Raw genomic sequence first — 26,687 nt, 5'->3', positions numbered from 1 at the left:
GCCGCGCAGGGATGAAGGTGCCCCGCGATCTCGCCGGGGGCGGGCGCGGGCCGGGGCTCATGGCGGAAGGTGAGAGGGCCTGCGCGCAATTCCTCCCGCACCGTGCCGCCGAATTTCCGCGAGGGGCGGGGGTCGTGATTGCCCGCGATCCAGATCCAGTCCGCGCGGCGCGTCAGCCGCGCTAGCATGGCTGCGTCCTCGGCGCCCATGCGCGCCTCGGCCTCGCCGTCATGGAAGCTGTCGCCGAGCGCGACGAGGCGCGAGGGGCGGAACCGCCCGATCAGCACTTCGAGGCGGGAAAGCGTCGCGCGCGTATCGTAAGGCGGAAGCGCAATTCCCCTTGCGGCGTAGGCGGAGCCCTTTTCGAGATGAAGATCGGCCACGACGAGCATGCGTTCGGCCGCCCACCAGACCGCGCCTTCGGGCAGGACGATGAGGTCCGCGCCACAGACGCGCAGCGCTGGCGCCGCATGAAGGTGCTCGTCCCTCGCCTTTTCCATCCCCTCAAACAAGACGTGTCGCCTCTTCGATGAGTTTGTCCGCCGCCTCGTGGAGCAGCGCCTCGCTCGCCTCGCCATCGACGCGCTCCTTGCCGATGTCGAGCAGGACCGGCACGGCAAGCGGCGAAACGCGGTCGAGCCTCTTCAGCACGATCTTTCCCCGGATGCGCCTCAGCATGTCGCCGACGCGCGCGACATCGAGAAGGCCCGCTGCCGCGTCGTTCCAGGTCGCGCGCAGCAGAATGTGATCGGGTTCGTGCTCGCGCAGCACATTGTAGATGAGGTCCGATGAGAAGGTCACCTGCCTGCCCGTCTTCTCCTGGCCGGGATAACGCCGCTCGATGAGCCCGGCAATGATCGCGCAATCGCGGAAGGTGCGCTTCAGAAGGTTCGATTCCGCAAGCCAGCTTTCGAGATCGTCACCCAGCATGTCCTCATCCAGGAGGCGCGAGAGCGGCAAGGCGCCGCGCTCGGCCATGAGGCCCACATCGCGCAGCGACCAGATGGCTAGCGCATATTCCGAGGCGATGAAGCCCATGGGCCGCGCGCCCTCGCGATCGAGCCTGCGCGTGAGCAGCATGCCGAGCGTCTGATGCGCGAGGCGGCCCTCGAAGGGATAGCAGACGAGATAGAACCTGTCGCCGCGCGGAAACGTCTCGACCAGCAGCTCGCCCTCCTTCGGCAGAAGGGAGCGCCATTCCTGCATCCGCAGCCATTCCTTCACCTGCGCCGGCAGATATTTCTGTTCTTCGCGATGCGCGAGCATGTGCCGCACGCGACCGGCGAGAAAGGTCGAGAGAGGAAACTTGCCGCCATAATAGGACGGGATCATGGGATCGCCGCCTTCGGCGCGGGTGACGAGCGCTTCCGTTTCGCCCAGTCCCTCGAAGCGCAGCAGATGGCCCGCGAAGAGAAACGTGTCTCCCTGCACAAGCTGATCGACGAAATATTCCTCGACCTCGCCCAGCACATGGCCCCCATATGCGCTGCGCGGCCGCCGCCCCTGCCGGATGAGCCGCACCTTCATCATCGGCGCTTCGACGATGGTGCCGACATTCATGCGATATTGCTGCACGACGCGGGGCGATGCGGGCCTGAGGCGCATGTCGCCCGTCATGGGCGCATTGGGCCGCAGCCGCGCATAGCGATCATAGGTCCTGAGCGCATAGCCGCCCGTCGCGACGAAGGCGACGACATCGTCGAAATCCTTGCGCGAGAGGTGGCGATAGGGCGCGGCCTCGCGCACCTCGCCGTATAGCTCCGCCGGATCGAAGGGCTCCGAGCAGGCGCGGCCGAGAACATGCTGCGCAAGCACGTCGAGCGCGCCCTCGCGGCGGATGCGCCCGTCCTGCGCGCCTTCGATGGTCGCGACGCGCGCGGCCTCGCATTCGAGAACCTCGAAACGGTTGGCGGGCACGAGCAGCGCCCGGCTCGGCTCATCGAGGCGGTGGTTCGCGCGGCCGATCCGCTGCGCGAGGCGGCTTGCGCCCTTCGGCGCGCCGAGGCAGACGACGAGATCGACCTCACCCCAGTCGATGCCGAGATCGAGCGTCGAGGTGCAGACCACGGCGCGCAAGCTGCCTGCCGCCATGGCGGCCTCGACCTTTCGCCGCTGCTCGGGCGCCAGCGAGCCGTGATGAAGCGCGATGGCGAGCCCATCCTCGTTCAGCCGCCAAAGCTCCTGAAAGGCGAATTCGGCCTGGCTGCGCGTATTGACGAAGACGAGTGTGGTCCTGTTCTTCCTGATCGCGTCATAGACGAGCGGCAGGGCGTGGCGCGCCGAATGCCCCGACCAGGGGATGCGGTCCTGCCCGTCGCTCCCATCCTCCGGCCCTGCGGGCACGAGTATGCCGATCTCGGGCCGGGCGCCGGGCGGCGCGACGACGATCTCGCTCAGCGCCTCTCCGCCCGCTGGCTGCGGCATCAGATAGCGGCGCAATTCCTCGGGCTCGGCGACGGTCGCCGACAGCCCCACGCGGCGCAGGCCCGGAGCGAGGCGCGAGAGGCGCGCAAGATCGAGCGACAGAAGATCGCCGCGCTTCGAATTCGCCAGCGCATGCAATTCGTCGAGCACGACGCAGGCAAGCCCGCCGAACATTTCCGCCGCATCGGGATAGGAAAGCAGCAATGCCAGTTGCTCGGGCGTCGTCATCAGAATGTCGGGCGGCTCGCGGCGCTGCCGCTGGCGGCGGTTCGCGGGCGTGTCGCCGGTGCGCGTTTCGATGGCGACGCCGAGGCCCATTTCGGCGACCGGCGTTTCGAGATTGCGCTTCACGTCGACCGCAAGCGCCTTGAGGGGCGAGATATAGAGCGTATGCAGCCTGCCCCTTCGCTCCTTCAGCGCGGAAAGCTCGGCGAGGCTCGGCAGAAACCCGGCCAGGGTCTTGCCCGCGCCCGTCGGCGCGATGAGCAGAACCGATTTGCCCTGCCGGGCGAGGTCCATCAGCGCGAGCTGATGCGGGCGCGGCGTCCAGCCGCGCGCGGCGAACCATTGCTCGAAACGTGCCGGGAGAGGCGGGTGGCCGGGCTCCTCACGACGATGGCCGGGACCGGGCGCTCCAATCGCATGTCGCTTCATCGGGCGACTATAGCGTCCGCCTCCCGCCCGCCGCATCAAGCACGTTTCCCTTGGCGGCCGAAAATGGGAAACTGCGCCAAAGGGCCGGGCCGCGTTCCTGTCAAACAGGGCGGCCCCGATCAGGAGCCCATTCAGGAGACTGTACGCGCGTGAATTCTATTTCCCCCCAATTGCCTCCCGACATGGTCATGGAATTGAACGCCTTCTTCCCCTATCTCGTCGAACACGGGGTCAATTTCGCCTCGGCCCTGTTCATCTTCGTCGCCGGGCTCTGGTTCTCGGGCAAGGCGTATCAATGGACGGTGGCTGCCCTTCGGCGCACGCCGCTCATCGACGCGACGCTTCAGGGGTTTTTCGGCAGCCTCGCCCGCTATGCGGTGCTCGCCTTCACCATCCTCGCCGTGCTGGCGAAGTTCGGCGTTCAGACGACGAGCCTCATCGCCATGCTGGGCGCGGCCGGCCTTGCCGTCGGCCTGGCGCTACAGGGAACGCTTTCCAATGTCGCGGCGGGCGTGATGCTGCTCATCTTCCGCCCGTTCCGCGCCGGCCAGTATGTCGAGATCGGCGGCGTCGCGGGCACAGTGAAGGAACTCACGCTCTTCACGACCGAGCTCGCCACCTCCGACAATGTGCAGATCATCGTTCCCAATGCGAGCGTGTGGGGGCAGGCGGTCAAGAATTACAGCCATCACCCGACGCGCCGGATCGATCTCATCTTCGGCATTTCCTACGATGACGACATCGGCGCGGCGATGGCCGCCATGCGCGACGTCATCGCCGCCGACAATCGCGTGCTCGCCGAGCCCGAGCCCCTCATCGCGGTTAATGCGCTCGGGCAAAGCTCGGTCGACATGCTGCTGCGCGTCTGGACATGCACGGCGGATTACTGGCCGGTCAAATTCGACCTCACCCGCGCCGTGAAGGAGCGCTTCGACAGGGAAGGCATCACCATCCCCTATCCCACGCAGACGGTTCACAATCCCGAGGGGGCGCACGCGGCGCGCGCGCTGAAGCCCGGCGGAACGTCGCGCAGCTAGGCGGGATTTCAGGGGACGGCGGCGCGCCCGGACCCGCCAGAGGTCCGATGCCCCGTTTCTTCCCCGAATATATGGGATAGGTTAACTCGATCGGCCCATTACGCGCCCGGAGGACAAGCTCATGGATCGGCTTTTCGGCGGCCCCGTTCTCCCGACACTTCTCAAGCTCGCCGCGGCGTCGGTCGTCGTCGGCGTGCTGCTCGCCTGGTTCGGGATCAGGCCGATCGACCTCTGGCTCGATTTTCTCGACACGGTGGAGCGCATCTGGCGCATGGGCTTCGACGCGATCAACTGGTCGGTGAAGTATTTCCTGCTCGGCGCGGTGGTGGTCGTGCCCATCTGGCTCGTCGTGCGGCTCTGGACCTATCTCGTCGAGAAGAAGTGACGCAGGGGCGGCCTCGCAGCCGCTCGGCCCATCACGCGCATGCTGGCGAAGGATCGTCCGGCTGCTATCCTCCCGCCAACGCAACACATGGGAGGACAATATGGTTTCGATGTTTCGCGACGGGCTCCTCAAGGGCAAGCGCATCCTCGTCACGGGCGGCGGGACGGGCCTCGGCAAGGAGATGGCGGAGGACTATCTCAGGCTCGGCGCCGAGGTCTATATCTGCGGACGCCGCAAGAACGTGCTCGACGACACCGCCAGAGAACTCATGGACAAACATGGCGGCTCGGTGAAGACGCATTCGGTCGATATCCGCGTCGCGGCCGCTGTCGACGAGATGATCGCGGAGATCTGGGCCGATGGCGGACCGCTCACCGGCCTCGTCAACAATGCGGCGGGCAATTTCATCAGCCCGACGAAGGATCTCTCGCCGCGCGGCTTCGACGCCATTGCGGGCATCGTCTTTCACGGCTCCTTCTATGTGACGCTCGCCTGCGGCAAGCGCTGGATCGAGGACAAGGTGCCCGCGAGCGTCATTTCGATCCTGACCACATGGGTCTGGAACGGCAGCCCCTTCACCGTGCCCTCGGCCATGTCGAAGGCGGGCCTCAACATCATGACGAAGTCGCTCGCCGCCGAGTGGGGCGAGTACGGCATCCGCCTCAATGCGATCGCGCCGGGACCGTTTCCGACCAAGGGCGCATGGGAGAGGCTGAGCCCCGGCGAGTCCGTCGAGGGCGACACATCGCGCGAGGGCATTCCCATGGGCCGCGTCGGCCGTATGGACGAACTGAAGAACCTCGCCACCTTCCTCATGGCGGATGGCTGCGAATATCTCACGGGCCAGACCATCGCCATTGACGGCGCGATGCATCTTGCAAGTGGCGGCAATTTCTCGCGGCTGTCGAAGCTGAGCGAGGCGGAATGGGCCGGCATGCGCGAGATGATCCGCAGCGCGAACGAGAAGGACAAGGCGCAGCGGAGCATCTAGGCAGGTGGCGACATGCGGGGCGCGGCGCTTGCGGCGCTCCGCATGCCCCGGGGCCCTCGGCCCCCGCTAATCCATCGTGACGACGACCTTGCCGATCGCCTGCCTGTTCTGAAGCATGCGCATGGCATCGACCGCGCGTTCGAGCGGGAAGGTCGCGCAGACATAGGGGTCGATCTTCCCCTCGGCGGCGAGGCGGTCGATCGTCTCGATGTTCTGCCTTCCCGCCTCGGGGTCGCGGCGGCCATATTCTCCCGCCCGCACGCCGACGACCGAGAAGCCCTTGATGAGCGGCATGTTGACCGACACCGAGGGAATGCGGCCGCTGGTGAAGCCGATGATGAGGAGACGGCCGTTCCAGGCGATGCAGCGTACGCTCTCGTCGAAGATGTCGCCGCCGACGGGATCGTAGATCACATCCGCGCCCTTGCCGCCGGTGAGTTCCTTCACCCGCTCGCGGAAGCCGCCCGTGACATTGATCACATGATCGGCGCCGCGCGCCTTCACGACTTTCAGCTTTTCATCCGAGGCCGAGGTCGCGATGACCGTCGCGCCCCAGAGCTTGCCGATATCGACCGCCGCCATGCCGACGCCGCCCGTGCTGCCATGCACGAGGAGCGTCTCGCCCGCCTTCAACTGGCCGCGAATGATGAGCGCCACATAGGCGGTGAGATAGGCGGCCGGATAGGCCGCCGCCTTGACGAAGCTCAAGCCCGGCGGCTTCGGACGGCAGTTTTCCGCCGCTATGTTCACTTCCTCGGCAAAACCCCCGATCCTGAGCCCGGCGACCACCTCGTCACCCGGCTTCAGGGCCGTGACCCCCGGACCGACCTCGGCGACGATGCCTGCGCCCTCCATGCCCGGCGCGAAGGGAAGCTCCGGCTTGAACTGGTATTTCCCCTGCACCATCAGGATGTCGGGAAAGTTCACGGCGCAGGCCTTGAGCCTCAGCCGCACCTCGCCGGGACCGGGCGGCGGCAAGGTCACATCGTCGAGCCGGAGAACGGATATATTCTCCGACAATTCGTGTACGCGCATCGAGCGCATCGGCGTCTCCCCTGTTTTGATTTCGTTTGCGGGCGAGGATAGGGCCGCGAGGCCGGAAATCAAACGACGCCGAGCGCTTCGAGGATGGTGACGAGGCCGAGCGCGAAAAAGATCGCCGCCGCGGCGCCGCGAACGAGCTGAAGGGGGAGGAACTTCGCCGCCGCATCGCCGAGAAAGACCACGGGGACATTGGCGATCATCATGCCGATGGTCGTTCCCGCCGCCACGATGACGAGATCGTCGAAACGGGCGGCGAGCCCCACGGTCGCAAGCTGGGTCTTGTCGCCCATCTCGGCGAGGAAGAAGGCGATCGTCGTGGTGATGAAGGGGCCGAAGCGCGAAGCGCCGCCCGAAACCTCGTCGAACTTGTCCGGAATGAGCATCCAGACCCCGCCCGCGACGAAGGAGATGCCGAGCGTCCATTGCAGCACTTCGGGCGTGAGCCAGGAGGCGATGAGAAGCCCCGCGCCCGCCGCCAGCGCATGATTGACGATGGTCGCCGCGAAGATGCCGGCTATGAGCGGGAGCGGCCTTGCGAAGCGCGCCGCGAGCACGAGCGTCAGCAACTGCGTCTTGTCGCCGATCTCGGCGATGGCGACGGCGGACAGCGAGATCAGGAAGCCTTCCATGATTTCCTCGGGGCCGGGTCGCGGGTTGAGCCAATGACCTGAGCGGCGCATCCGCCCGGCCGGGGAGATGCGTCTCAAGCCAAAGGTCTCGCCAGGCGGTTCATCGCTCCCGCATGCGCGCGCCATGGAGGGGGAAACCCGGCTCCAAGTCTGTTGACGCGCGCCCCTCTCTTTCCCGAAGGATGGAGGGAGGCTACTCCCCTAAGGATAGGACCGGATAACATGCGGGGCCCCGGACGGGCAAGCGGATATGCTCCCGTGCTGCCGGTGTGTCAGGAGGGGCGGCGCGAGGCCCCCGCCTGCCCTCTCAGGCGTGGAGAATACGCCGCACGTCGCGGGCGATCTCCTCGCAGGCGCGCCTTGCGGCTGGAACCACGCCCGTCATCGCCGTGAAGGCATGGGCGAGGCGGTCGTAGCAGCGATAGGTCGTGCGGACGCCCGCCACGCGGAGCTTGTCGGCATAGGCCTCGCCCTGATCGCGCAGCACGTCGAAGCCCGCCGTCACGACGATCGCGGGGCAAAGCCCTTCGAGGTCGTTCGCCTTGAGCGGCGAGGCGCGAAGCTCCTTCGCCTCGCTTCGGTCATGGAGATAGTGGCCGATGAACCAGTCCATGATTTCGCGGGTGAGCGGATAGACGTTCTCGCAGCTCGTCCATGAGCCGCCCTGCCATTCCATATCCGTCACGGGATAGATGAGAAGCTGAAGCGCGGGCTCCTCCTCGTCCGACCGCAGCGTTTCCTGCGCGACGACGGCTGCAAGATAGCCGCCCGCGCTGTCCCCGCCGACGCCGATGCGGCGCGTCATGCCAAGCTTCTGGGCATTGTCCCGCGCGAAGCGATAGGCCGCGAGCGCATCCTCGGCGGCGGCGGGATATTTATGCTCGGGCGCCAGACGATAGGCGACAGAAAGAACGACGCATTCGCCGATCTCCGACAGCATCGAGCAGAAGGTGTCGCATGTATCGAGATCGCCGATGACGCAGCCGCCAAAATGGAAGAAGACGAGACCGGGGAGCGGCCCTGACGCATTGGCGGGCGTGTAGAGACGCGCGTCGAGCGGGCCTGCCGGGCCTGGCACCTCCATCTCCTCCACACGAACCTTCGGGCTCCGCACGCCGTCGAGGAGCTTCAGCCCTTGCGCGGTCGCCGCGCGCGCGGCCACCGGGTCGAGCGTGGTGATGGAAGGCGCGCGGGCGCCTTGCGCGGCGAGAAACTGCACGCGGGCATCCAGCGTGCGTCCGTCGATCGTCAGCGGCTTTCCGCCAGCCATGGCGATGAGCGCGCCATCCGGCAATTTGAGCAGAGTGCGGACGATCAGCTTCTGGATGCTCAAACCCTATCCTCCCCCAAGGACATGCCCGATCAGGAACCGGCTTCCGTCTTCACAGGCAGCGCATGGAAACCGTGCAGCACGAGCGTGGTCGCGAAATCCGCCGCGGTTTTCGGATCGATCTCGCCACGCATGATCATGCGGTCGCCGATCTCCATGGCGATGCCGACCACGGCCGCCATGAGATATTCCGAATCGACCGGCGGCACATTGCCGTCGCGTATGTCTTCCTCGATGTATTGCCGGATTTCCTCGAAGCCGGCGACCATCTCGGGGCTGTCCATGCGCACGCGCAGCGCCGTCGGATTGCGCCTGATGATCTGGAAGGTCATCCGGTCGCTCGCCAGATAATCGAAATAGGTGCGGAAGGCGTTGCGGATGAATTCCTCGAAGGTGCGCGAGCGAATGCGATCCGCCTTGAGACGGGGCCGGATGCGGCGCATGCCGTCATCCATCAGCGCCTCGAAGACCTCTTCCTTGCTCTTGTAGTAGTTGTAGAAGGTGCCGGAGGCGAGGCCGGTCTTGCGGATGATGTCGCGCACCGTGGTGGCGCCGTAGCCGAGTTCGGCAAAGACCTCACGGGCGGCGTTGAGGATCGCCTCGCGATTGTTGAGCTTCGTCTGTTCGCGCTTGCCCATGGGTTTCGCCGAAGCAGCGAACGCTCCCGCCGCTCCGGCGGACAGCTCCTTCTCCTTGACCTCGGTCATGCGCGGGCCGAAGTCCTTAAGCTCTCGGACGCAGTCATCATCCCTCCTGGCGCCTCTCCCGGGTTTCCCCGAGCGGGCAACCTCCAATGCGCCTAATCTAAACGAAAGCCCGGCAAGGTCAATTTGCCGCACTCGGGAAGCCTGAAAAAAGGCTCTTGATTCAATGGGTTGAACGATCGAATCAGAGGCGCGGAAGGCGAGGCGCCCCGAAGCGAGACAGAGCGAAGGACACGCCCCCGCCCCCGGGCAACAAATTTGGTGACCGTGGGCGCCATAGCGCGTAAGCCTCGAACCGTTACCCGACCGGCATTGCGGGGCGGAGGAGCCGGAAGAAAGGCTCCCCCTGCCATGCGCGGCCAACGAACAGACCAGACCCATGCAAAGCGAATTCAAGATCACGCCCGAAGTCGTCGAAGCCATGAAGGCCTCGATGATCGCCTATACGCCGCAGGCAAAGGCCCTCAACATGAAGGTCATCGACGCGTCCGCCGCCAATGCCTGGCTGAGCGTCCCTTATGACGAGAAGCTCATCGGCAATGTGGAGACGGGCGTCATTCATGGCGGCGTCATCACGACGCTTCTCGACCACACTTGCGGCATGGCCGTCCAGCTCGCGCTTACAGCGCGCATGTCGATCGCGACACTCGATCTCCGCATCGACTACATGAAGCCCGCGACGCCGGGCCTTGCGCTCATGAGCCACGCGCATTGCTACAAGGTCACGCGCAATATCGCCTTCGTGCGCGGCACCGCCTATCACACGGACGAGGCGGACCCCATCGCCGCCTGTGTCGGCACGTTCATGCTGGGCGCCAACCGCACCCTGCCGCCCAGCGCGATGGCGCTCAGCGACATCATGCCGAAGAGCGAGGGGTGAGCGAGATGGCCGACAACAAATCCGGAGATGCGCCCGTGACGCGCGACCTCGAAAAATTCATCGAAGCGATCCCCTATGCGCGCTTTCTCGGCATTTCGGTCGATCAGAAGGGCAACGAGATCACGACGGTGCTCAAATTCGACGAGAAGCTCATCGGCAATCCAGCGCTGCCGGCGCTCCATGGCGGCGTCATCGGCGCCTTTCTCGAAATGACGGCGATCATCCAGGTCGCCTTCGAGACGGGCATGCCCTCGATCCCAAAGCCCATCGGCCTCACCATCGACTATCTGCGCTCGGGCAAGCCGCTCGACACCTATGGCCGGGCGCACATCACCAAGCAGGGCCGCAGGGTCGTCACCGTGCAGGCCGAGGCCTGGCAGGAGGACCGCGCGCGGCCCATCGCCTCGGCGCATGGGCATTTTCTGCTCAAGGCCGAGGAAAATACGGGCGCCTGAGCGGGGTGCCCTCTTCCGCCTCTCAGAGATCGGTGAAGAGATCGAGCACGTTCTCCGGCGGGCGGCCGAGCGCCGCGCGCTGACCGAAAAGGACCACGGGCCGCTCGATGAGGATCGGGTTCTCGGCCATGGTCTCCACGAGCCGGTCGTCGCTCAGGGCCTCGTCGTCGAGGCCCAGTTCCTTGTAGAGCGCTTCCTTCTTGCGCATGAGGTCGCGCGGCTTCATGCGCAGCTTCTTCAGCACCGCTTTCAGCTCCTCGGCGGAAGGAGGCGTCTTCAGATATTCGACGATCTCGGGATCGAGGCCATGCTGCTCGAGAAGCGAGAGCGTCGAGCGCGAAGTGCTGCAGCGCGGATTGTGCCAGATGGTGACTTTCGCCATGCCGGATTCCTTTCTGGAGTTGGCCTTGCAAGGCCGGCCTTTCGCCTCTCGGCAATCTAGTTCTTCACATCGACGCCGATGGCGTCGCGAATGTTCCCGAAACCATCGGCGGCGAGGGCCTGCGCCAGTTCCCGCTTGATGCGGCGGACAAGGGCCGGCCCCTCGAAGACGAGCGCCGTATAAAGCTGAACGAGCGACGCGCCGGCGCGGATCTTCGCATAGGCGTCCGCGCCCGACGACACGCCGCCGACGCCGACAATGGGGATTTTCCCGCCCGTGAGGCGATAGATCGTCTTCAGCACCTCCGTGGAGAGCGAAAAGAGCGGCCGGCCGGAAAGACCGCCCGTCTCGGAGGCGGCGGGCGAAGAGACAAGCCCCTCCCGCCTGATCGTCGTGTTGGAGACGATGAGGCCGTCGAGCCCCTTTTCGAGCGCCACTTCGGCGATGTCGGCAAGTTCGGCATCGGTGAGATCGGGCGCGATCTTGAGGAGGACGGGCGTGCGCCCTTTGCGTGCGGCGAGCACGCGGGCGACGAGGTTTTCAAGCTCGGCCTTGTTCTGAAGCGCGCGCAGGCCGGGCGTGTTGGGCGAGGAGATGTTCACTGTGAAATAGGAGGCGAGCCCCTCGAAGGCGGCGATGCCCGCTTCGTAATCGGCGATCCTGTCGGCCGCGTCCTTGTTGGCGCCGATATTGACGCCGACGATGCCGGGCCGCGCGCGGCGCGCCTCGAGGCGGCGCTTCAGCGCCGCATGCCCCTCATTGTTGAAGCCGAGCCGGTTGATGACGGCGCCCTCGCCGTTCAGGCGGAAGATGCGCGGGCGCGGATTTCCGCTCTGGGGGCGCGGCGTCGTGGTGCCGACCTCCGCGAAGCCGAGCCCGAGCTTCAGCATGACGTCGGGCACTTCGCCGTTCTTGTCGAAGCCCGCAGCAATGCCGAGCGGATTGGAGAAATGCAGGCCCCAGAGGTCAATCGCGAGCGAGGCGGGATCGGGCTCGTCGTCGCGCGGGGCGAGGCCGAGCTTCAGCGCAAGGATGGTCAAGCGGTGCGCGCGCTCGGGGTCGATATGGCGCAGCACGGGCCGCGCGAGCGGAAAGAGATCCATGTCGTTCAATCCATCGCGGGGAAACGATGTTCGCCGCTGGCACACAGGGGAAGCGGATCGACGCGCTTGACCGCACCGAGATCGAGCACGCCATAGAGGTGAGGAAAGAGATCGCCGCCGCGCGAGACTTCCCATCTGAGGTCGAGCGGCGCGGAATCGACCGCGACGAGCAGGAGATCGGCCGCGCCGGCAAAATGCTTCGCCGCCGTTTCGCGCACCTGCGCCGCCGTCGAAAAATGGATGAAGCCGTCTCTGAGGTCGACGGCGGAGCCTTCGAAGCGCCCCTTTGCCTCGGCCGCGCGCCACTCGCTCTCCGTCACGATCTTGTAAATGGTCCGTGCGCTCATGGCCGCCCTTTCACATGCGGGCGCAATGTAGCGAGGGGAACCACGGCGGACAAGAAACGCGGACCTCATATTCCGGCTGCGGGGCCGTATTTTCTGTGCGAAGATTCCTATTTTCCGGGCCAGAAGTCCGAATAATAGGAATTTCCGCCTCGCCATGCCGCAATCGCTCTCCCATGGCCGCCTGTGGGCCGCGATCGACCAGCTTGCCCGGCATCATGGCTTGTCGGCTTCCGGCCTTGCCAAGGCCGCAGGGCTCGACCCCACCGCCTTCAACAAATCGAAGCGCATCACCGCGCAAGGGCGGCCGCGCTGGCCGAGCACGGAAAGCCTTTCGCGCATTCTCGATGCGACAGGCGCAAACCTGGACGAGTTCTTCGCGCTCGTGGAAGGCCGGGAGGCAACGCCCCGCCAGCGCCGCGTGCCGCTCATCGGACTGGCGCAGGCAGGCGCGGGTGGACATTTCGACGATGCCGGATTTCCGGCCGGAAGCGGCTGGGACGAGGTCAGTTTCCCCGACATCAACGACGAGAACGCCTATGCGCTCGAGGTCACGGGCGACAGCATGATGCCGGTCTATCGGGAGGGGGACGTCGTCGTCGTCTCGCCAGCGGCGTCGATCAGGCGCGGCGACCGCGTGGTCGTCAAAACGGTCGCGGGCGAGGTCATGGCGAAAGTGCTTGCGCGCCGCACGGCAAGAAGCATCGAACTCGCCTCGCTCAATCCGGCTTACGAAACGCGCATCCTTCGCCCCGAGGACATCCTCTGGATGGCGAGGATCATCTGGGCCAGCCAGTAGCCCGGTCCGCTTTCCTGGTATCGGCGCCGAACTGATCGGCCAGAATGGCGCGGAGGTCGCGCTCATCCTGCGTATCGAGCGCGCGCTTCAGCCGTTCGGCGCGCTGGTGCGCGAACCGTCCGGATGCATCGGCCGGCTCCGCATCGAGAACGCCCGACAGCACCTGCCGCGCTTCGGCGCGCCGCCATGCCCCGCCAAGCGCGACGAGTTGCAGTGCATATTGATAGGCGATCGCCGCATTGCCGGCGTCGAGCGTCAGCGCATAGGTATAGGCGGCGATGCCTTTCTCGATGGAGGCGCCGTAGATCGCCTGCCCGAGCAGGCCGCCTTCATGCACGATTTCGAGATTCCAGCCGCCGAGAAGCGCATTCGCCCAGGGGTCGGTCGGCGCGAGTTGAAGCGCCTGGTCGATATGCTCGCGCGCCTCGTCGGCGTAACCGGCGAAATGCGCGGTCACCACGCCGTCGAGCCGGCCGAGAAAGCCGAGCGCCAGCGCGAGGCAGAGATGGCCTTCCGGGTTTCGCGGATCGAGCGCGATCGCGGCGCGGGCATCCTTCTCCGCCTGCTCGAAGCGCGCCCGGCGCTCGGAAGGCGGCGCGAGATAGTCGCCTTCCGCCAGTTCCGCGCGCGCGGCAAGCGCGTTTCCTTCCGACGTGCCGAGGAGGCGCGCAAGCTCGGCCGCGTCCTCGAACCTGCCCCGCGCATAGGCGTCGCGCGCGGCCCCGATGCCTTCCGACGCCCGCGCCGGGAGAATGGGGAGCGCCAGTAGCAGGATCAGAAGGACGGAGCGTGCGGCCATGACCGCATGATCCGGTCATGCGGCGCAGGCCGCAAGAGCCGATACCCATCACATCTGCGTGTGAGTGGCGCTATGGAGAATGAGCCGCCAGCGGCGCCTCAGCCCTTCGAGAGATCCTCGCCATCAAGGGCGCGGCGGATGAGGCGCACCGTCTCCTTCACGCCGTAAAGCGCGATGAAGGAGCCGAAGCGCGGTCCCTGCGCCTCGCCCAGAAGAATTTCATAGAGCGACTTGAACCAGTCGCGCAGATTGTCGAAGCCGTGCGTCTTGCCGATCTCATAGACGATGTTCTGGCAGTCCTCGGCCGTCGCTTCGGCGCCCGCCTTTTCGAGCGCTTCCGCCAGATCGACAAGCGCGATGCGTTCGATCTCGCTCGGCGCGCGATAGGTCTTGGTTGGCTTCACGAAGTCGTGGAAATAGTTGATCGCATAGCCGACAAGCAGGTCGAGGCGCGGGAAGCGCTCGGGCGTCGCGTCCGGCGCATAGCGGCGGATGAAGCCCCAGAGCACGTTCTTGTCCGCAGCGTGGCTCGCGCTCACCAGATTGAGAAGCAGCGAGAAGCTGATCGGCAATTCCTCCGACGGCGGATTGCCGCCATGAATGTGCCAGACCGGATTGCCGAGCCGCTCCTTCGCGGCCTGCTTCGGATAGGCGGCGAGGAATGAGAGATATTCATCGACATTCTTGGGAATGACGTCGAAATAGAGCCGCTTGCCGGTGCGCGGCGACTGGAACATGAAGAGCTGGAGGCTTTCGGGGCTCGCATATCGAAGCCAGTCCTCGATCGAAAGGCCGTTGCCCTTCGACTTCGAAATCTTCTTCCCCTCCTGATCGAGGAAAAGTTCGTAGTTGAAGCCTTCCGGCGGCGTGGCGCCGAGCACGCGGCAGATGCGCGAGGCGAGTTTGACGGAATCGATGAGATCCTTGCCCGCCATTTCGTAATCGACGCCGAGCGCCACCCAGCGCATCGCCCAGTCGGCCTTCCACTGAAGCTTGCAATGGCCGCCTGTCACCGGCACCTCGATCACCTCGCCCGTGTCCGGCTCCTCATAGCTCACCGTGCCCTTCTCGACATTGCGCGCTACGAGCGGCACGAGCAGCACATGGCCCGTGCGCGGGCTCACCGGCAGAATGGGGCTATAGGTGGAGGCGCGCTCCTCGCGCAGCGAGGGCAGCATGATGTCCATGATGGCGTCGAACTTCTCGAGCACTCTGAGGAGCGTCGCATCGAAGCGGCCGGACTTGTAATACTCGGTCGACGAGGCGAACTCGTATTCGAAGCCGTAGGAATCGAGGAACGAGCGCAGCATCGCGTTGTTGTGCGCGCCGAAGCTCGGAAACTTGCCGAACGGGTCGGGAACCTGCGTCAGCGGCATGTTGATGTAGTTGGCGAGCATCTCCTGGTTCGGCACGTTGGTCGGCACCTTGCGCAGGCCGTCCATGTCGTCCGAAAAGCAGAGAAGCCGTGTCTTGACCCCCGGCGCGAGCGTCTCGAAAGCCTTGCGCACCATGGTCGTGCGCGCGACCTCGCCGAACGTGCCGATATGAGGCAGGCCGCTCGGCCCGTAGCCCGTCTCGAAAAGGATCGTGCGATCGGGCCCGCCCTCTTTCTCCAGCCGTTCCACGATTTTTCGCGCTTCCTCGAAGGGCCAGGCCTTGCTGACGCGGGCCGCTTCAAGAAGCTCGGTATCGCTGACGGTGAGGGAGTTGGACGGCATTTTCGAACCCGGAATGGCAATACTTAGGAAGTTGTAAAGTGCCCGGACCCTATGCTCTGGGCCCCCATGCCGTCAACGCGGCGAACCTTCATTCGCAAAACCCCGCGCGACAGTGCCAGAGTAACCGAACAGCGCCATGACTTCGGAACCGGATTCGGCTGAGAGCACCCCCAAGAAGACCCCCGAGACCGGCCCGAAACGGCGCCTGCACCGGCCGCTCGACATCGGCACGAGGATCGAGGCGGAGCAGGTCCGCCTGCTCTTCGAACTGGGCGAGGCGAGCCGCCTCACCATGTTCTGGGCGATCCTCATCGTCGGACTGGCCTTCTCCGAGACGGCGCCGCTCTGGGCCACCGGCGTGGTGCTTCTCATCCAGCTCATCGCGCAGATCAGCTTCGACCGCGTGCGAGCGGGGTTCGACGGCGATCCCGATGCCGTCGGGCGCGCGCTCATCTGGGCAAGGCGCTATGCGGCCGTGGCGCTCATCAGCGGCTCGACATGGGGCATGGGGGCGCTGGTGTGGCTGCCCGGCTCGTCCTTCGCCCACCATATTTTCTATGCGCTCGTCGTCTCCTGCCTTGCCATGGCGACCGCGGTCACTCGCTCGACCTACCCGCCGGCCATCATCGCCTATATCACCCCCATCGCGCTGCCGACGCTCGCGCTGCTGCTTCTGTCGGGCGAGCCGCTCGCCATGGCGACGGTCGCGCTTGCGGCTGTTCTCGTCCTCGCCATCGGCGGCTGGACGCGGCGCGTCCACCGCTCCTATCGCGAGGCGATCCGGCTGCGCTTCGAAAATGCCGATCTCGTCGAGCGCATGGCGCGGGCCCATGCCGCGACCGAACAGAAGCGCCAGGACGCCGAGGAGGCCGAGCGCACGGCCCGTGCCGCCAACAAGGCCAAGGGTGAATTTCTCGCGATCCTGAGCCATGAAGTGCGCACGCCGCTCGACGGGATCGCACGGATGGCGAAGCTCCTGCGCCAGGAGCCCCTGAGCGAAAGCCAGACCAATCTTTCCCAGGCGATCGGCGAGTCGAGCCGGATGCTGAGGCGGCTCTTCGACGACATGATCGACTTCTCGCAGATGGAGGCGGATGCGCTGGAGCTGAAGCCGCTGAGCTTCGATCCGGCCGAGATCGCGCGGAGCGTGACCCGCCTGATGCGGCCGCAGGCGGCCGAACGCGGCCTTTCGCTGGAACTCGACCTCGCGCCCGGTACGCCGCCCTATATCGTGACCGATCCGGACAGGCTCCGGCAGGTGCTCGTGAACCTGATCTCCAACGGCATCAAGTTCACGGAGACGGGCGGCGTCATGCTGAGGCTGCAGCCCGTAGCCTTCGCGCAGGGCGGAGCGGGCGTGCGCTTCTCCGTGCTCGACACCGGCATCGGCCTTCCGCCCGAGGCGCAGGCGCGGCTTTTCGACAGTTTCGCGCAGGGCGAAACCCCGAACGGCCATGGCAGGCCCGACGGCATGGGGCTCGGGCTTGCGATCTCGGACCGCCTCGTCGCGCTCATGGGCGGGCGCATCCAGGTCGACAGCGCGCCCGGACGCGGCAGCACTTTCTCCTTCCTCATTCCGCAGGAAGCGGGCACGGCCTCCGCCTCGCCCGCGCCCGCTCCCGTGCATGCGCCCATTCACGCGGCAGAACCGGGCGACGCCGCCAAAGGCGCAAGGCGCGAGCGCCTCGTCGATCACGATCATCTCTACGAACTCGAGCGCGAACTCGGCCAGACGGAGATAGCCGAACGCCTCGTCGAGACGCTGGAGGCTATCCTCGACCTTCAGGACGGGATCGACGCCGCGCTTGAGGCGCAGGATGCCGGCACTCTTCGCGACAAGGCGCTCGCGCTCGGCAGGCAGGCGGCGGATATCGGCCTCGTCGCGCTTGCGGGCGTCGCGAACGATATCGGGCAGGCGGCCGAGCGCGGTCAGGCTGAGCAGGCCATCAACGACGTGCCGCGTCTTCACCAGAAAATATCGGCAACGCGGCGCGCGCTCGCCGATGTCTTTCCCGGACTTGGCGCCTAGGGCGGGCGATTAGAGGTTTCGCGGCGCCTCGCGGGCGCGGCTATACTCGCGGGCGATGACCCACAATCCCTCAAGCGATTCGGCGGGGTTAGCCCCCTCGCACGGCCCCGTTCTGCCCGATGCGGCAGCGCTGGTTCCGGCGCGCATCGGCGAAGGAGCGAACAGCCGCTGGGGCGCGCTTGCGGTGAGCGCCGATGGCGAGGTCGAGGAACTCGGCGCGGAAGAAGCCCTCGCCCGGCTCCAGCGCGAGGCGGTCATGGTCGTCCATCCGGCCTTCACGGCGCGGCGGATCGCGCTCGGCCTGCCCGGCCGGCGCATGTCGCGCGAGGCAGGCCCCAAGGTTCTCGATCTTCTCGAACTCTTCGCCTTCGTCCACCCCGCCGCGCCCTGCCTTCCGACGCCCGGGGGCCTCGCGCGGGCGCTCGGACTCGATGCGGGCGACGCGCCGGAGGCGCAGGCGCTGATGCTGCACGAGGCGGCGGCGCGGCTTCTTTCGACGCTGCAATCGCCCGCCTATCCCGACCGCCCGGCCGCCGCCCGCGTCGCCTGGCGCATGGCGGAGGCGGGCTGGTCCTGGGGGCCGGGCGTCGTTGCCGCGCTTCGCGATGTCTTCGCGCGCGAGGGCAAGCCGCGCGCCGGCCAGGGCTTCGATGTCTGGAACGACCTGCCCGAATGGGAGGAGCGCGCGCCCCGGCCCGCGCCCGGCCAGATGCCGGTCAGCGAAGAGGAAGCGCGCGGCAGGCTCGCCGAACTCGTCGGCCCCGATGCGGAACGACGCGCGGGCCAGTCCGATTTCGCCGCCGAAACCTCGCATGCCTTCGGCCCGCGCAACATGGCGGGCGCGCCCAATATCGTTCTTGCGGAAGCGGGCACGGGCATCGGCAAGACGCTCGGCTATATCGCGCCGTCGAGCCTCTGGGCCCAGCGCAACAAGGGCACGGTCTGGCTCTCCACCTATACGAAGAACCTCCAGCGCCAGCTCGATCAGGAATTGACGCGGCTCTATCCGGACCCGGCGGAAAAGGCGGAGAAGGCCGTCATCCGCAAGGGGCGCGAAAACTATCTCTGCCTTCTGAACTTCGCCGAGATCGCGGATCGCGCCGTGCTCTCGGGCGGGGCGGTGGCCGTCGGCCTCGTCGCGCGCTGGGCAAGGGCAAGCCGCGACGGCGACATGGTGGGCGGCGACTTTCCCGCCTGGCTCATGCAGCGCCTCGGCAGCGCGGCCACAGGCGGCCAGGGCCGCTCGGCGCTCACCGACCGGCGCGGCGAATGCGTCTACAGCGCCTGCCCGCATTTCAGGAAATGCTTCATCGAAAAGGCGATCCGCAAGGCCAGGCGCGCCGAGTTCGTCGTCGCCAATCATGCACTCGTGATGCGACAGGCCGCGCTCGAACAGGCGGGCGCGCTCCTTGCGCCGGAAGCGCTCAAAAATGCCGAACGGAGCGTCGAGGCGGCGGGCAATGCCGAGGATGAGGAGCCGACGGGGCGCGAGGCGCGCTCGCGCTTCGTCTTCGACGAGGGGCATCACATTTTCGATGCGGCGGACAGCGCCTTCTCCGCCCAGCTGTCGGCGAGCGAAACGGCCGAGCTCCGGCGCTGGATCCGCGGCGCCGAAGGCCAGCGCGGACGGCGCGGGCGCGGGCTCGAGGAGCGTGTCGGCGATCTCGTCACCGGCGATGGCGAGGCGGAAGACGCGCTCGCGGTCGCCATCGACGCCGCAGGCGCATTGCCCGCACCCGGCTGGGCCACGCGCCTCAATGACGGCGCGGGACGGGGAGCGGCCGAGAAATTCCTCGCTCTCGTGCGCCAGCAGGTTTACGCGCGGGCGAGCGAAGCCGAGCAGATGTTCTCGCTCGAGGCGGCGACGGAACCGCCGGTGCCGGGGCTCGAGGATGCGGCGCGGGCGCTCGACACGGCGCTTGAGCGGATCGCGCAACCGCTGATGCGGATCGCGGAACGGCTGCGCGCCCGCCTCGACGCGGAGGCCGAGGATCTCGACACATCGACACGCATCCGCATGGATGCGGCGGCGCGCGGGCTCGAAAGGCGAGCGAAGCTTCTCATTCCCTCATGGCGCTCGATGCTCGCCTCGCTCGGCGGTCCGACGCCGGAGGATTTCGTCGACTGGTTCTCCATCGAGCGCATTCAGGGCCATGAGGCCGATATCGGCATGCACCGGCACTGGCGCGATCCGACGATCCCCTTCTCGGCCGCCGTTCTCGAGCCCGCGCACGGCGTCGTTATCACCTCCGCGACGCTGCGCGACCGGCTCGTCGACGACGGGGACGGAGAGGAGAGCTGGAGTTCCGCGGAAATCCGCACGGGCATCTCCCATCTGGCCCTGCCCGCGCGGCGCGCCTTCATGGTCTCGCCCTTCGACTATGCCGCGCAGTCGCGCATCTTCGTCGTGCGCGATGTGAGCCGCAACAACATGGACGAGATCGCATCGGCCTATCGCGCGCTCTTCCTCGCGGCGGGAGGCGGCGCGCTCGGCCTTTTCACCGCCATCCATCGTCTGCGCGCGGTGCATGAGCGGCTCGTCTCGCCGCTTGAGGAAGCGGGCCTTGCGCTTTACTCGCAGCATGTCGATGCGCTCGACACCAGCACGCTCGTCGACATCTTCCGCGCCGAGCGCCATGCCTGCCTTCTCGGCACGGATGCGGTGCGCGACGGCGTCGACGTGCCGGGAGACTCGCTCCGGATGATCGTGTTCGACCGCACGCCATGGCCGCGCCCGGATATTCTGCACAAGGCACGCCGCGAAGTGTTCGGCGCCGCGCGCTATGACGACATGCTGACGAGGCTGAGGCTCAAACAGGCATTCGGCCGCCTCATCCGCTCGGGCCGCGACAGGGGCGTCTTCGTCATGCTCGATTCGCGCCTGCCCACCCGGCTCACATCGGCCTTTCCGCCCGGCGTCACCGTCGAGCGTGTCGGGCTCGCCGAGGCCGTTGCGGGCGCGCGGGCATTTTTCGGCGGCGAGGAGGTCGGACAGGGACCGGGACAGGGCCTTGCCGCACCCGCTTCCAGTCCCTAAGCTCGCCCCGTCTTCAATCAGGGACAGTTCGCATGTCGACGATCGCACCCGAGACCGCCCTCATCTATGTCATGGTCACCATGAGCGCCGTGGACCGCGCCATGAGCGACAATGAGCTCCGGACGATCGGGGACATCGTGAAACAGGCGCCCGCCTTCCGTAAGTTCGATACGGAACGGCTCATCCCGATCGCCAGGGAATGCGCCTCGATCCTTCAGGAAGATGGCGGCCTCGATGCCGTCTTCGGGCTCGTGAAGGATGCCCTGCCGCCGCATCTGCGCGAAACGGCCTATGCGCTCGCGGTCGAGATAGCCTCCGCCGATCTCGCGGTCGGACAGGAGGAAATCCGTCTCCTGCAGCTTCTGCGCGATGCGCTCGACATCGAGAAGCTCGTCGCCGCAGCGATCGAGCGCGGCGCGCGCGCAAGGCACATGACGGTCTGACCCTATTCCGCCTCGCAGGCACCCGTGCCGGTCTTCTTCAGCTCGTCGTCGATGCGGTCATAGAACGATCGCACGCATGCGCCATGCGCATCATCGGCATCCGTCTCCCGGTGAATGAGAACCGGCAGCGCTCCCTCGTAGGAATAGACATCGGTTCCGCGCGTGGCGCCCGAACGCCAGCGGCTCATGATTTCCTGATCCTCGGCATTGAACTCGGGCGACGCGATTTCATCGAGCGCCGGGCTTGCGGCGAAAATTCCGTCCTCCGCCGACCAGAGCCAGTTGCGATAGAGCGCATGCGTTCCAGCGGGTGCTGCGCGCATGACACGCAGGTCGAGGAAGCCGTCAAAGTTGAGATCGAGCATTTCGAGCCCGGCATTCTCGGCCTCGTCAGCCACGGGGGAATCGATGCCGGCGATCGTCTGGAGAAGTTCGGCCTCGCCCGAGCGGCGAATTTCGATGCGCTCGATGCGGCGCCCGCCGCCCGCGCCCGCGTCCTGCCAGAAGATCGTGAGGTCGAGCACGGGAAGGCCTGGGTTGATCTGGCTCTGGCAGAGGACGGGGCTCCGATCGGACGACGATGACGGCCTCAGGCAACTGAACGAGCCTTCAAAGGTTTCATCGCCCGCGGGTTCGGCGCCCGCCGCCGTGAAAGCGCCAGCCGCGGCCGCCATCATGACGCCCGCCGCCAGCGCGAGATGCTTCCCCTTCACCATTCGTCCGCCCCTGCCGCGTTCCCGCCGCCCGGAAATCACCGTCCCCGCACAGTCTAGCCGAGCCTTGGGCAAAGCGCAGTGGGGGAACCTTCCGCAGCGGCAGGCTCGCTCGGCGCTGCCCGCCACGGCGCCCCCTTTTTCTCTCGCGCAAAGCCGCCTTATAGTCCAGCGCACCCGCTTCGCCGGCTCCCTCCGCCGGGTGGCCGTGAGGGCTATGCAGACAGGTTCCGATGAGCGCCTTCTTTCTCGCCCATGAGTCGTTGATCCGGCTTGCCGCCTTTGGCGGCGTGCTGCTGGCCATGGCAGTCTGGGAAGCCGCCGCGCCCTGCCGGGCGCGCCGTTTCGAGCGGCGCGCGCGGTGGTGGACGAATATCGCCATGAGCGCAGCCGGCACGGCGCTTGTGCGCCTCAGCCTTCCCGTCGCCGCCGTCGGCACCGCCCATTGGGCCGCCGAGGCCGGGTTCGGCCTTTTCAACCGGATCGAGGCGCCCGCGCCCCTCGCCTTCCTGCTGACGCTCGTCGCGCTCGACCTCACGATCTACGGCCAGCATGTCGCCTTTCATCGTTTTGATCTGCTGTGGCGGATGCACAGGGTGCATCATGCCGATCCCGACATCGACACGACGACGGGCATCCGCTTCCACCCGGCGGAAATTCTCGTCAGCATGCTCGTCAAGATGCTGGCGGTGGCCCTGCTCGGAGCGCCCGTCGCGGCCGTCGTCGTTTTCGAGATCGCGCTCAATGCGACCTCTCTCTTCAATCATGCGAATATCTCTCTCGGGAAAAGGATCGACCCTCTCATGCGGCTCGCCCTCGTGACACCCGACATGCACCGCGTGCATCATTCGATCTTTCGGGACGAACACGACATGAATTTCGGCTTCAACCTGTCCATCTGGGACCGGCTCTTCGGCACTTATCGCAAGAGCCCTCGCGAGGAGCAGCGCTCCATGAGGATCGGCCTCGACGCCTATCCCGGCAGCGAGCCCACAAGACTGCTCTGGAGCCTCGCGCTCCCCTTTGTCGGCGCGGCGCGAGCTCCCTCCCCAGCAGGCGCGACAGGCCGGGAGAAGACAGAATGAAACGGCTCTGCCTCATGCGTCACGCGAAATCGGATTGGAGCGATCCGTCCAAGGACGATTTCAGCCGCCCTCTCAATGCGCGCGGCAGCACGGCCGCCGATTTCATGGCGGATTTCATCGCCCACTCGCCTTACGTCCCCGATGCGGTGCTCTGCTCGACGGCGCGGCGCGCGAACGAGACCTTCCTTCCGCTCGCCAGGAAGCTGCCGAAGGAGGTTCCCGTCATCCACCGCGACGAGCTTTATCACGCCATGCCTGATGTCATGCTCGAGGAAATCCACAAGGCTCCGGCGAGCGCCGAAACGCTGCTCGTCGTCGCGCATAATCCCGGCCTCGTTCTGCTCGCCATGGCGCTTGCGGAGGACCCGGACGAGGAACTCGCGCTCAAGGTCGCGCATGGCGTGCCGACCGGCGGCTTCATCGTTTTCGAGTTCGACGTCGAAAGCTGGAAGGAAATCGAGGAGGGGGCTGGCCGCGTCATCTTCTTCGGCAGGCCGCGCGACCTCATGGCGGCGGCGAAGAAACATTGATCAGCGAATGTCCTGCCCGAAATAGCGGCGGCTGATTTCGGCATGGGTGCCGTCGGCAGCCATCGCCGCCAGCGCCTCGTCGAGTCTTGCGCCCAGCGCCCGGTCTTTGGCCCTGTAGGCGATACCGGCTCCGGCGCCGAAAAAGGCGGGGTCCGAATAGTCGGAGCCGACGAGGCGGCAGCAATCCGCGCCGCGCGCGCCCTTCAGCCAGTGCAGCAGCGCATTGCGGTCGGCGAAGAGAAAATCCGCGCGCCCCTCGGAAAGCGCGGCCTCGGCCTCGTCCAGTGTCGGCAGGGGCACGGCCACGACGCCCGGAAAACGGCGCGCAAGAAACGCCTCATGGACCGATCCCTTCTGCACGGCGACGCGCTTTCCGGCCATGGAAGCGGCGCTCGCCTGCGCCAACGCGCCTGACTTTCGCGCGGCAAAGCGGCCGGGGGTCGAATAATAGCTCGCGGTGAAGGCGACGCGGTCATCGGCGGGCGGAGCCTGCCTGCCCGGCGAGGGAATGAGCATGGAGGCGACGACAGCGTCGGCCTTTCCGTCCGCAAGCGCCGGGAGAAGCGCCGCCCAGGGCCGGGTGTCGAGCGTGCAATTCCGCTTCAGGCGCGCGCAGAGAGCCTCGGCAATATCGACATCGAAACCGGTGAGTCGCCCCGCCGCGTCGCGGTAGTTGAAGGGCGGATAGGCCCCTTCCGTCAGAATGCGGAGCGGCTCCTCCTTCATTTCATGAGGAGGGGTTTCGGCGGGCGCGGAAGAAAGCTCCGGGCTCGCATCGATCGCGGGCGCCGCGGCGAGCCGCCAGGGCAGCGGCGCTCCCTCATAGGTGTGGGCGAGCGCGCCTGCGAGGACGACGATCGCGATCAGATTGACGAAAAGCAGCAGCCGCATGAGCGCGGGTCGCCTTCTTTCTGCCGGCGTGTGCCGGTCTGGGACGGTCTGCCCGCCGCCATGTGCCGGCCGGGCACGGGAAGCGGGCCTCTTGAAGGGTCCGAGCAAGGCCCATGCCCACCTTTCGGACTATTTCCGTGTGCGAATACTAAAATTATCATTTTCCGGAATATCGGGGCGGCTGCATTTACGCCGCGCGAGGCACCTTCTGGGGTGGGGGGAAAAATGAGCGAGGCGGGGGATACCCCTTCGGCCGTGGGGCCCGAAGGGGAAGAGTTCGCTCGGCCAGGATTTGGCGAGGCGCCTGCCCTGCCGGGCTTCATCCATCAGCCCGCCGGCTCGCGCTGGCGTGTGCCACTCCTGGGCGAACTGGCCGTCGATGCAGGCCTCATCGGCGCCGACACGGTGCAGGTCGTCCTCGCCCATCAGCGCCGCTGCGGCACGAGGTTCGGCGACATTCTGATCGCGCAGGGTAAAGCCCGGCCCGCCGAGATCGCCCGGCTCGTCGCCGCGCAGAGCAGCATCCGCTATATCGACCTCAGACAGGACCCGGCGGACCCGACGCTGGCGCGGGCGAGCGCTCTCGATTTCTACATCGCCGCGCGCTGCATGCCCTGGCGATGGATCAAGCGCGAGCCCGTCTATGTGGCCGCCGATCCCGAGCGCGCACGGGCCGCGATTGAAGCCCATGAAGGCAGACCCTGCGCCATCTTCGTCGCCTCATCCCATGATATCGACCGGGCACTGCGCGAGCGCTTCCGCGAGGAACTGAACGAGCGCGCGCGCTTCGCGCTCGCCACGGAATTTCCGGAAAGCTCCGCGCATGAGCGCATGACCGTGCCCCAGATACGGGTGGCTGCCCTGCTTCTTCTCGCGGCCAGCCTCGCCTTCTGGCTTGCGCCGCTCGGAACCGCATTCGCCATCAATGTGCTGACGGGGCTCTGCTTCCTCACCGTTGCGGGGCTGCGCTTCGCCTCGATCTTCATCGGCCTGCTCTCCCCGCCGACGAAGGAAGAACGCGCCTTCGACGCGTCCATCCCCTCAAGCGACATGGATCTGCCCGTCTATACCGTCATCGTGCCGCTCTTCAAGGAAGCGGAGGTTGTGCCGATCCTCGCCGATGCGCTGAAGAAGCTCGACTATCCGGCCTCGAAGCTCGACATAAAGCTCGTCTTCGAGGAGACGGACGAGGCGACCTATGAAGCCGCGCGGAAACTCGGCCTGCCGGGCAATTTCGAATTCATCCGTGTGCCGCGCACGCTGCCGCTGACGAAGCCGAAAGCCTGCAATTTCGCGCTCCCCTTCGCGCGGGGCGAGTTCCTGGTCGTCTATGACGCGGAAGACATACCTGCGCCCGACCAGCTTCGCCGCGCTGTCGCCGCCTTCAGGCTCGGCGATCCGAAGCTCGCCTGCGTGCAGGCGCAGCTCAACTATTACAACTGGTTCGAGAACTGGCTCACGCGCCAATTCGCCATCGAATATGCCTCGTTCTTCGACCTCCTGCTGCCGACGCTGGCGAAGCTCGGCCTGCCGGTGCCGCTTGGCGGCACCTCGACCCATTTCCGCACCGATGTGCTGCGCCGCGCGGGCGCCTGGGACCCGTTCAATGTAACGGAAGACGCCGATCTCGGCATCCGCCTCGCCATGCTCGGCTATCGCACGAGCATCATCCGCTCGACCACGGAAGAAGAGGCCAATTGCCGCCTCGACAACTGGCTCCGGCAGCGCTCGCGCTGGGTCAAGGGATGGGTCCAGACCTATCTCGTCCGCATGCGCCACCCCGTCAGGCTCTATCGCGCGCTGGGGCTGAAGGGCTTTCTCGGATTCCAGATCGTCATTGGCGGCTTCTCGCTTTCAAACCTCGTTCATCCGCTCTTCTACCTCGCCGCCATCGCGGCGCTGATCGCGTCGGACTCGCTTGCCGATCTCGCGCGCGACCTGCCGGTCGCCATCTTCAATCTCGCCGTGCTCGTCTCCGGCTACGGCATCACCATTCTTGCGGGCATGACCGCCGCAGGCGCGCGCGGCCGGAAATCGCTCGTCTTCGACGCGCTGATGATGCCGGCCTACTGGCTCCTGATTTCGGCCGGAGCCTACAAGGCGCTCCAGCAGTTGGTGACGCGGCCGTTTCACTGGGAGAAGACGGAACATGGCATCAGCCGCCTCATCCCGGATCAGCTCGCCCGCACGATGACGGAGAGCGATAGACCGATGGCTTAATCCGAAAGGGACGAGAGTTCCTAACGAGTCTCTAAGGGTTTCGGATGAAACTCGCGGCGAT

Annotated in this window: 25 protein-coding genes; 12 read left to right on the top strand and 13 right to left on the bottom strand. The window is 66.4% G+C overall.

The genetic code is table 11. The annotated features are described in order from the left end of the window. Positions 1-500 (bottom strand): ligase-associated DNA damage response endonuclease PdeM (pdeM, locus tag WBG82_RS12855; protein WP_424424911.1); only part of this gene is annotated, 500 nt, incomplete at its 3' end. Positions 501-504: 4 nt separating this feature from the next. Then, the gene (locus WBG82_RS12850; RefSeq protein ID WP_424424910.1) at positions 505-3,078 is read right to left on the bottom strand and encodes a ligase-associated DNA damage response DEXH box helicase; all 2,574 of its coding nucleotides are present in this window, start codon (positions 3,076-3,078) and stop codon (positions 505-507) included. 188 nt (positions 3,079-3,266) lie between these two features. Here WBG82_RS12850 and WBG82_RS12845 point away from each other — a divergent pair, with 188 nt between their 5' ends. From WBG82_RS12845 to WBG82_RS12835, 3 genes are all read left to right on the top strand, one after another. Then, positions 3,267-4,115 carry a mechanosensitive ion channel family protein gene (locus WBG82_RS12845; RefSeq protein ID WP_424424909.1) on the top strand — a complete coding sequence of 283 codons (849 nt, stop codon included), beginning with the start codon at positions 3,267-3,269 and terminating at the stop codon, positions 4,113-4,115. A 121-nt stretch (positions 4,116-4,236) separates the two neighbouring features. After that, positions 4,237-4,500 carry a DUF6460 domain-containing protein gene (locus WBG82_RS12840; protein WP_324299099.1) on the top strand — a complete coding sequence of 88 codons (264 nt, stop codon included), beginning with the start codon at positions 4,237-4,239 and terminating at the stop codon, positions 4,498-4,500. Positions 4,501-4,609: 109 nt separating this feature from the next. Beyond that, positions 4,610-5,491 carry an SDR family oxidoreductase gene (locus WBG82_RS12835; protein ID WP_424424914.1) on the top strand — a complete coding sequence of 294 codons (882 nt, stop codon included), beginning with the start codon at positions 4,610-4,612 and terminating at the stop codon, positions 5,489-5,491. A gap of 66 nt (positions 5,492-5,557) precedes the next feature. Here WBG82_RS12835 and WBG82_RS12830 read toward each other — a convergent pair whose 3' ends face one another. The 4 genes from WBG82_RS12830 to WBG82_RS12815 all read right to left on the bottom strand — a co-directional run bounded on the left by WBG82_RS12830 (position 5,558) and on the right by WBG82_RS12815 (position 9,201). Continuing rightward, the gene (locus WBG82_RS12830) at positions 5,558-6,535 is read right to left on the bottom strand and encodes an NADPH:quinone oxidoreductase family protein (RefSeq protein ID WP_424424908.1); all 978 of its coding nucleotides are present in this window, start codon (positions 6,533-6,535) and stop codon (positions 5,558-5,560) included. 59 nt (positions 6,536-6,594) lie between these two features. Continuing rightward, on the bottom strand, positions 6,595-7,164 hold the full coding sequence (locus WBG82_RS12825) for a TMEM165/GDT1 family protein (protein ID WP_424424907.1): 570 nt from the start codon (positions 7,162-7,164) through the stop codon (positions 6,595-6,597). Positions 7,165-7,471: 307 nt separating this feature from the next. Next, positions 7,472-8,497, bottom strand: coding sequence for an alpha/beta hydrolase fold domain-containing protein (locus WBG82_RS12820; protein ID WP_424424906.1), 1,026 nt, complete (start codon positions 8,495-8,497; stop codon positions 7,472-7,474). Positions 8,498-8,526: 29 nt separating this feature from the next. Next, positions 8,527-9,201 (bottom strand): TetR/AcrR family transcriptional regulator, encoded by a 675-nt coding sequence (locus WBG82_RS12815; protein ID WP_424424905.1) that lies wholly within the window; start codon positions 9,199-9,201, stop codon positions 8,527-8,529. Between the two features lie 376 nt (positions 9,202-9,577). On the opposite strand from WBG82_RS12815, the gene WBG82_RS12810 reads away from it, so the two are divergent. Then, positions 9,578-10,078 carry a PaaI family thioesterase gene (locus WBG82_RS12810; RefSeq protein ID WP_424424904.1) on the top strand — a complete coding sequence of 167 codons (501 nt, stop codon included), beginning with the start codon at positions 9,578-9,580 and terminating at the stop codon, positions 10,076-10,078. A gap of 5 nt (positions 10,079-10,083) precedes the next feature. Beyond that, positions 10,084-10,533, top strand: a complete 450-nt coding sequence (locus WBG82_RS12805; RefSeq protein WP_424424903.1) for a PaaI family thioesterase — start codon at positions 10,084-10,086, stop codon at positions 10,531-10,533. A gap of 22 nt (positions 10,534-10,555) precedes the next feature. Here WBG82_RS12805 and arsC read toward each other — a convergent pair whose 3' ends face one another. The 3 genes from arsC to WBG82_RS12790 are packed head-to-tail and all read right to left on the bottom strand — an operon-like array spanning position 10,556 to position 12,365. Then, positions 10,556-10,915 (bottom strand): arsenate reductase (glutaredoxin), encoded by a 360-nt coding sequence (gene arsC / locus WBG82_RS12800; RefSeq protein WP_424424902.1) that lies wholly within the window; start codon positions 10,913-10,915, stop codon positions 10,556-10,558. 56 nt (positions 10,916-10,971) lie between these two features. Then, the gene (locus WBG82_RS12795; RefSeq protein WP_424424901.1) at positions 10,972-12,018 is read right to left on the bottom strand and encodes a quinone-dependent dihydroorotate dehydrogenase; all 1,047 of its coding nucleotides are present in this window, start codon (positions 12,016-12,018) and stop codon (positions 10,972-10,974) included. A gap of 5 nt (positions 12,019-12,023) precedes the next feature. Beyond that, positions 12,024-12,365 carry a DUF952 domain-containing protein gene (locus tag WBG82_RS12790; protein ID WP_424424900.1) on the bottom strand — a complete coding sequence of 114 codons (342 nt, stop codon included), beginning with the start codon at positions 12,363-12,365 and terminating at the stop codon, positions 12,024-12,026. Positions 12,366-12,519: 154 nt separating this feature from the next. Between WBG82_RS12790 and WBG82_RS12785 the strand changes: the two genes are divergently transcribed. Beyond that, positions 12,520-13,161, top strand: a complete 642-nt coding sequence (locus WBG82_RS12785; RefSeq protein WP_424424899.1) for a S24 family peptidase — start codon at positions 12,520-12,522, stop codon at positions 13,159-13,161. On the opposite strand, the gene WBG82_RS12780 is transcribed toward WBG82_RS12785, so the two are convergent. Then, positions 13,142-13,960 carry a hypothetical protein gene (locus WBG82_RS12780; RefSeq protein WP_424424898.1) on the bottom strand — a complete coding sequence of 273 codons (819 nt, stop codon included), beginning with the start codon at positions 13,958-13,960 and terminating at the stop codon, positions 13,142-13,144. The two genes, WBG82_RS12785 and WBG82_RS12780, sit on opposite strands and share 20 nt — an antisense overlap. Positions 13,961-14,058: 98 nt before the next feature. After that, positions 14,059-15,678: a lysine--tRNA ligase gene (locus WBG82_RS12775; RefSeq protein ID WP_424424897.1), complete on the bottom strand. Its 1,620-nt coding sequence runs from the start codon at positions 15,676-15,678 to the stop codon at positions 14,059-14,061. Between the two features lie 136 nt (positions 15,679-15,814). Between WBG82_RS12775 and WBG82_RS12770 the strand changes: the two genes are divergently transcribed. The 3 genes from WBG82_RS12770 to WBG82_RS12760 are packed head-to-tail and all read left to right on the top strand — an operon-like array spanning position 15,815 to position 21,187. Next, positions 15,815-17,707, top strand: a complete 1,893-nt coding sequence (locus WBG82_RS12770; RefSeq protein ID WP_424424896.1) for a sensor histidine kinase — start codon at positions 15,815-15,817, stop codon at positions 17,705-17,707. 55 nt (positions 17,708-17,762) lie between these two features. Further along, on the top strand, positions 17,763-20,744 hold the full coding sequence (locus WBG82_RS12765) for an ATP-dependent DNA helicase (RefSeq protein ID WP_424424895.1): 2,982 nt from the start codon (positions 17,763-17,765) through the stop codon (positions 20,742-20,744). Positions 20,745-20,776: 32 nt separating this feature from the next. Then, on the top strand, positions 20,777-21,187 hold the full coding sequence (locus WBG82_RS12760) for a tellurite resistance TerB family protein (RefSeq protein WP_424424894.1): 411 nt from the start codon (positions 20,777-20,779) through the stop codon (positions 21,185-21,187). Between the two features lie 2 nt (positions 21,188-21,189). Here WBG82_RS12760 and WBG82_RS12755 read toward each other — a convergent pair whose 3' ends face one another. Then, a complete protein-coding gene (locus WBG82_RS12755; RefSeq protein WP_424424893.1) occupies positions 21,190-21,903 on the bottom strand; it encodes an XAC2610-related protein in 714 nt (237 codons plus the stop codon). A gap of 230 nt (positions 21,904-22,133) precedes the next feature. Between WBG82_RS12755 and WBG82_RS12750 the strand changes: the two genes are divergently transcribed. Continuing rightward, a complete protein-coding gene (locus WBG82_RS12750) occupies positions 22,134-22,985 on the top strand; it encodes a sterol desaturase family protein (RefSeq protein WP_424424892.1) in 852 nt (283 codons plus the stop codon). Next, a complete protein-coding gene (locus tag WBG82_RS12745; protein WP_424424891.1) occupies positions 22,982-23,515 on the top strand; it encodes a SixA phosphatase family protein in 534 nt (177 codons plus the stop codon). Before WBG82_RS12750 ends, WBG82_RS12745 begins: the two co-directional genes overlap by 4 nt. Here the strand turns inward: WBG82_RS12745 and WBG82_RS12740 are convergent, their stop codons facing one another. Beyond that, positions 23,516-24,406, bottom strand: a complete 891-nt coding sequence (locus WBG82_RS12740) for a transporter substrate-binding domain-containing protein (protein ID WP_424424890.1) — start codon at positions 24,404-24,406, stop codon at positions 23,516-23,518. A 225-nt stretch (positions 24,407-24,631) separates the two neighbouring features. On the opposite strand from WBG82_RS12740, the gene WBG82_RS12735 reads away from it, so the two are divergent. Next, on the top strand, positions 24,632-26,626 hold the full coding sequence (locus WBG82_RS12735) for a glycosyltransferase family 2 protein (protein WP_424424889.1): 1,995 nt from the start codon (positions 24,632-24,634) through the stop codon (positions 26,624-26,626). The last annotated feature ends 61 nt before the right edge of the window (positions 26,627-26,687 follow it).

It is taken from the genome of Parvibaculum sp., from assembly GCF_049671045.1.
Taxonomy (GTDB): domain Bacteria; phylum Pseudomonadota; class Alphaproteobacteria; order Parvibaculales; family Parvibaculaceae; genus Parvibaculum.
This window is presented reverse-complemented; position numbering and strand designations above follow the sequence as displayed.

Coding starts and splice junctions, on each gene's coding strand:
- WBG82_RS12845 (WP_424424909.1), top strand. CDS start 3,267: ATGGAATTGAACGCCTTCTTCCCCTATCTCGTCGAACACGGGGTCAAT.
- WBG82_RS12810 (WP_424424904.1), top strand. CDS start 9,578: ATGCAAAGCGAATTCAAGATCACGCCCGAAGTCGTCGAAGCCATGAAG.
- WBG82_RS12755 (WP_424424893.1), bottom strand. CDS start 21,903: ATGGTGAAGGGGAAGCATCTCGCGCTGGCGGCGGGCGTCATGATGGCG.
- WBG82_RS12825 (WP_424424907.1), bottom strand. CDS start 7,164: ATGGAAGGCTTCCTGATCTCGCTGTCCGCCGTCGCCATCGCCGAGATC.
- WBG82_RS12735 (WP_424424889.1), top strand. CDS start 24,632: ATGAGCGAGGCGGGGGATACCCCTTCGGCCGTGGGGCCCGAAGGGGAA.
- WBG82_RS12765 (WP_424424895.1), top strand. CDS start 17,763: ATGACCCACAATCCCTCAAGCGATTCGGCGGGGTTAGCCCCCTCGCAC.
- WBG82_RS12815 (WP_424424905.1), bottom strand. CDS start 9,201: ATGACCGAGGTCAAGGAGAAGGAGCTGTCCGCCGGAGCGGCGGGAGCG.
- WBG82_RS12785 (WP_424424899.1), top strand. CDS start 12,520: ATGCCGCAATCGCTCTCCCATGGCCGCCTGTGGGCCGCGATCGACCAG.
- WBG82_RS12770 (WP_424424896.1), top strand. CDS start 15,815: ATGACTTCGGAACCGGATTCGGCTGAGAGCACCCCCAAGAAGACCCCC.
- WBG82_RS12750 (WP_424424892.1), top strand. CDS start 22,134: ATGAGCGCCTTCTTTCTCGCCCATGAGTCGTTGATCCGGCTTGCCGCC.
- WBG82_RS12740 (WP_424424890.1), bottom strand. CDS start 24,406: ATGCGGCTGCTGCTTTTCGTCAATCTGATCGCGATCGTCGTCCTCGCA.
- WBG82_RS12760 (WP_424424894.1), top strand. CDS start 20,777: ATGTCGACGATCGCACCCGAGACCGCCCTCATCTATGTCATGGTCACC.
- WBG82_RS12850 (WP_424424910.1), bottom strand. CDS start 3,078: ATGAAGCGACATGCGATTGGAGCGCCCGGTCCCGGCCATCGTCGTGAG.
- WBG82_RS12835 (WP_424424914.1), top strand. CDS start 4,610: ATGTTTCGCGACGGGCTCCTCAAGGGCAAGCGCATCCTCGTCACGGGC.
- WBG82_RS12805 (WP_424424903.1), top strand. CDS start 10,084: ATGGCCGACAACAAATCCGGAGATGCGCCCGTGACGCGCGACCTCGAA.
- WBG82_RS12780 (WP_424424898.1), bottom strand. CDS start 13,960: ATGGCCGCACGCTCCGTCCTTCTGATCCTGCTACTGGCGCTCCCCATT.
- WBG82_RS12775 (WP_424424897.1), bottom strand. CDS start 15,678: ATGCCGTCCAACTCCCTCACCGTCAGCGATACCGAGCTTCTTGAAGCG.
- WBG82_RS12790 (WP_424424900.1), bottom strand. CDS start 12,365: ATGAGCGCACGGACCATTTACAAGATCGTGACGGAGAGCGAGTGGCGC.
- WBG82_RS12745 (WP_424424891.1), top strand. CDS start 22,982: ATGAAACGGCTCTGCCTCATGCGTCACGCGAAATCGGATTGGAGCGAT.
- WBG82_RS12795 (WP_424424901.1), bottom strand. CDS start 12,018: ATGGATCTCTTTCCGCTCGCGCGGCCCGTGCTGCGCCATATCGACCCC.
- WBG82_RS12830 (WP_424424908.1), bottom strand. CDS start 6,535: ATGCGCTCGATGCGCGTACACGAATTGTCGGAGAATATATCCGTTCTC.
- arsC (WP_424424902.1), bottom strand. CDS start 10,915: ATGGCGAAAGTCACCATCTGGCACAATCCGCGCTGCAGCACTTCGCGC.
- WBG82_RS12840 (WP_324299099.1), top strand. CDS start 4,237: ATGGATCGGCTTTTCGGCGGCCCCGTTCTCCCGACACTTCTCAAGCTC.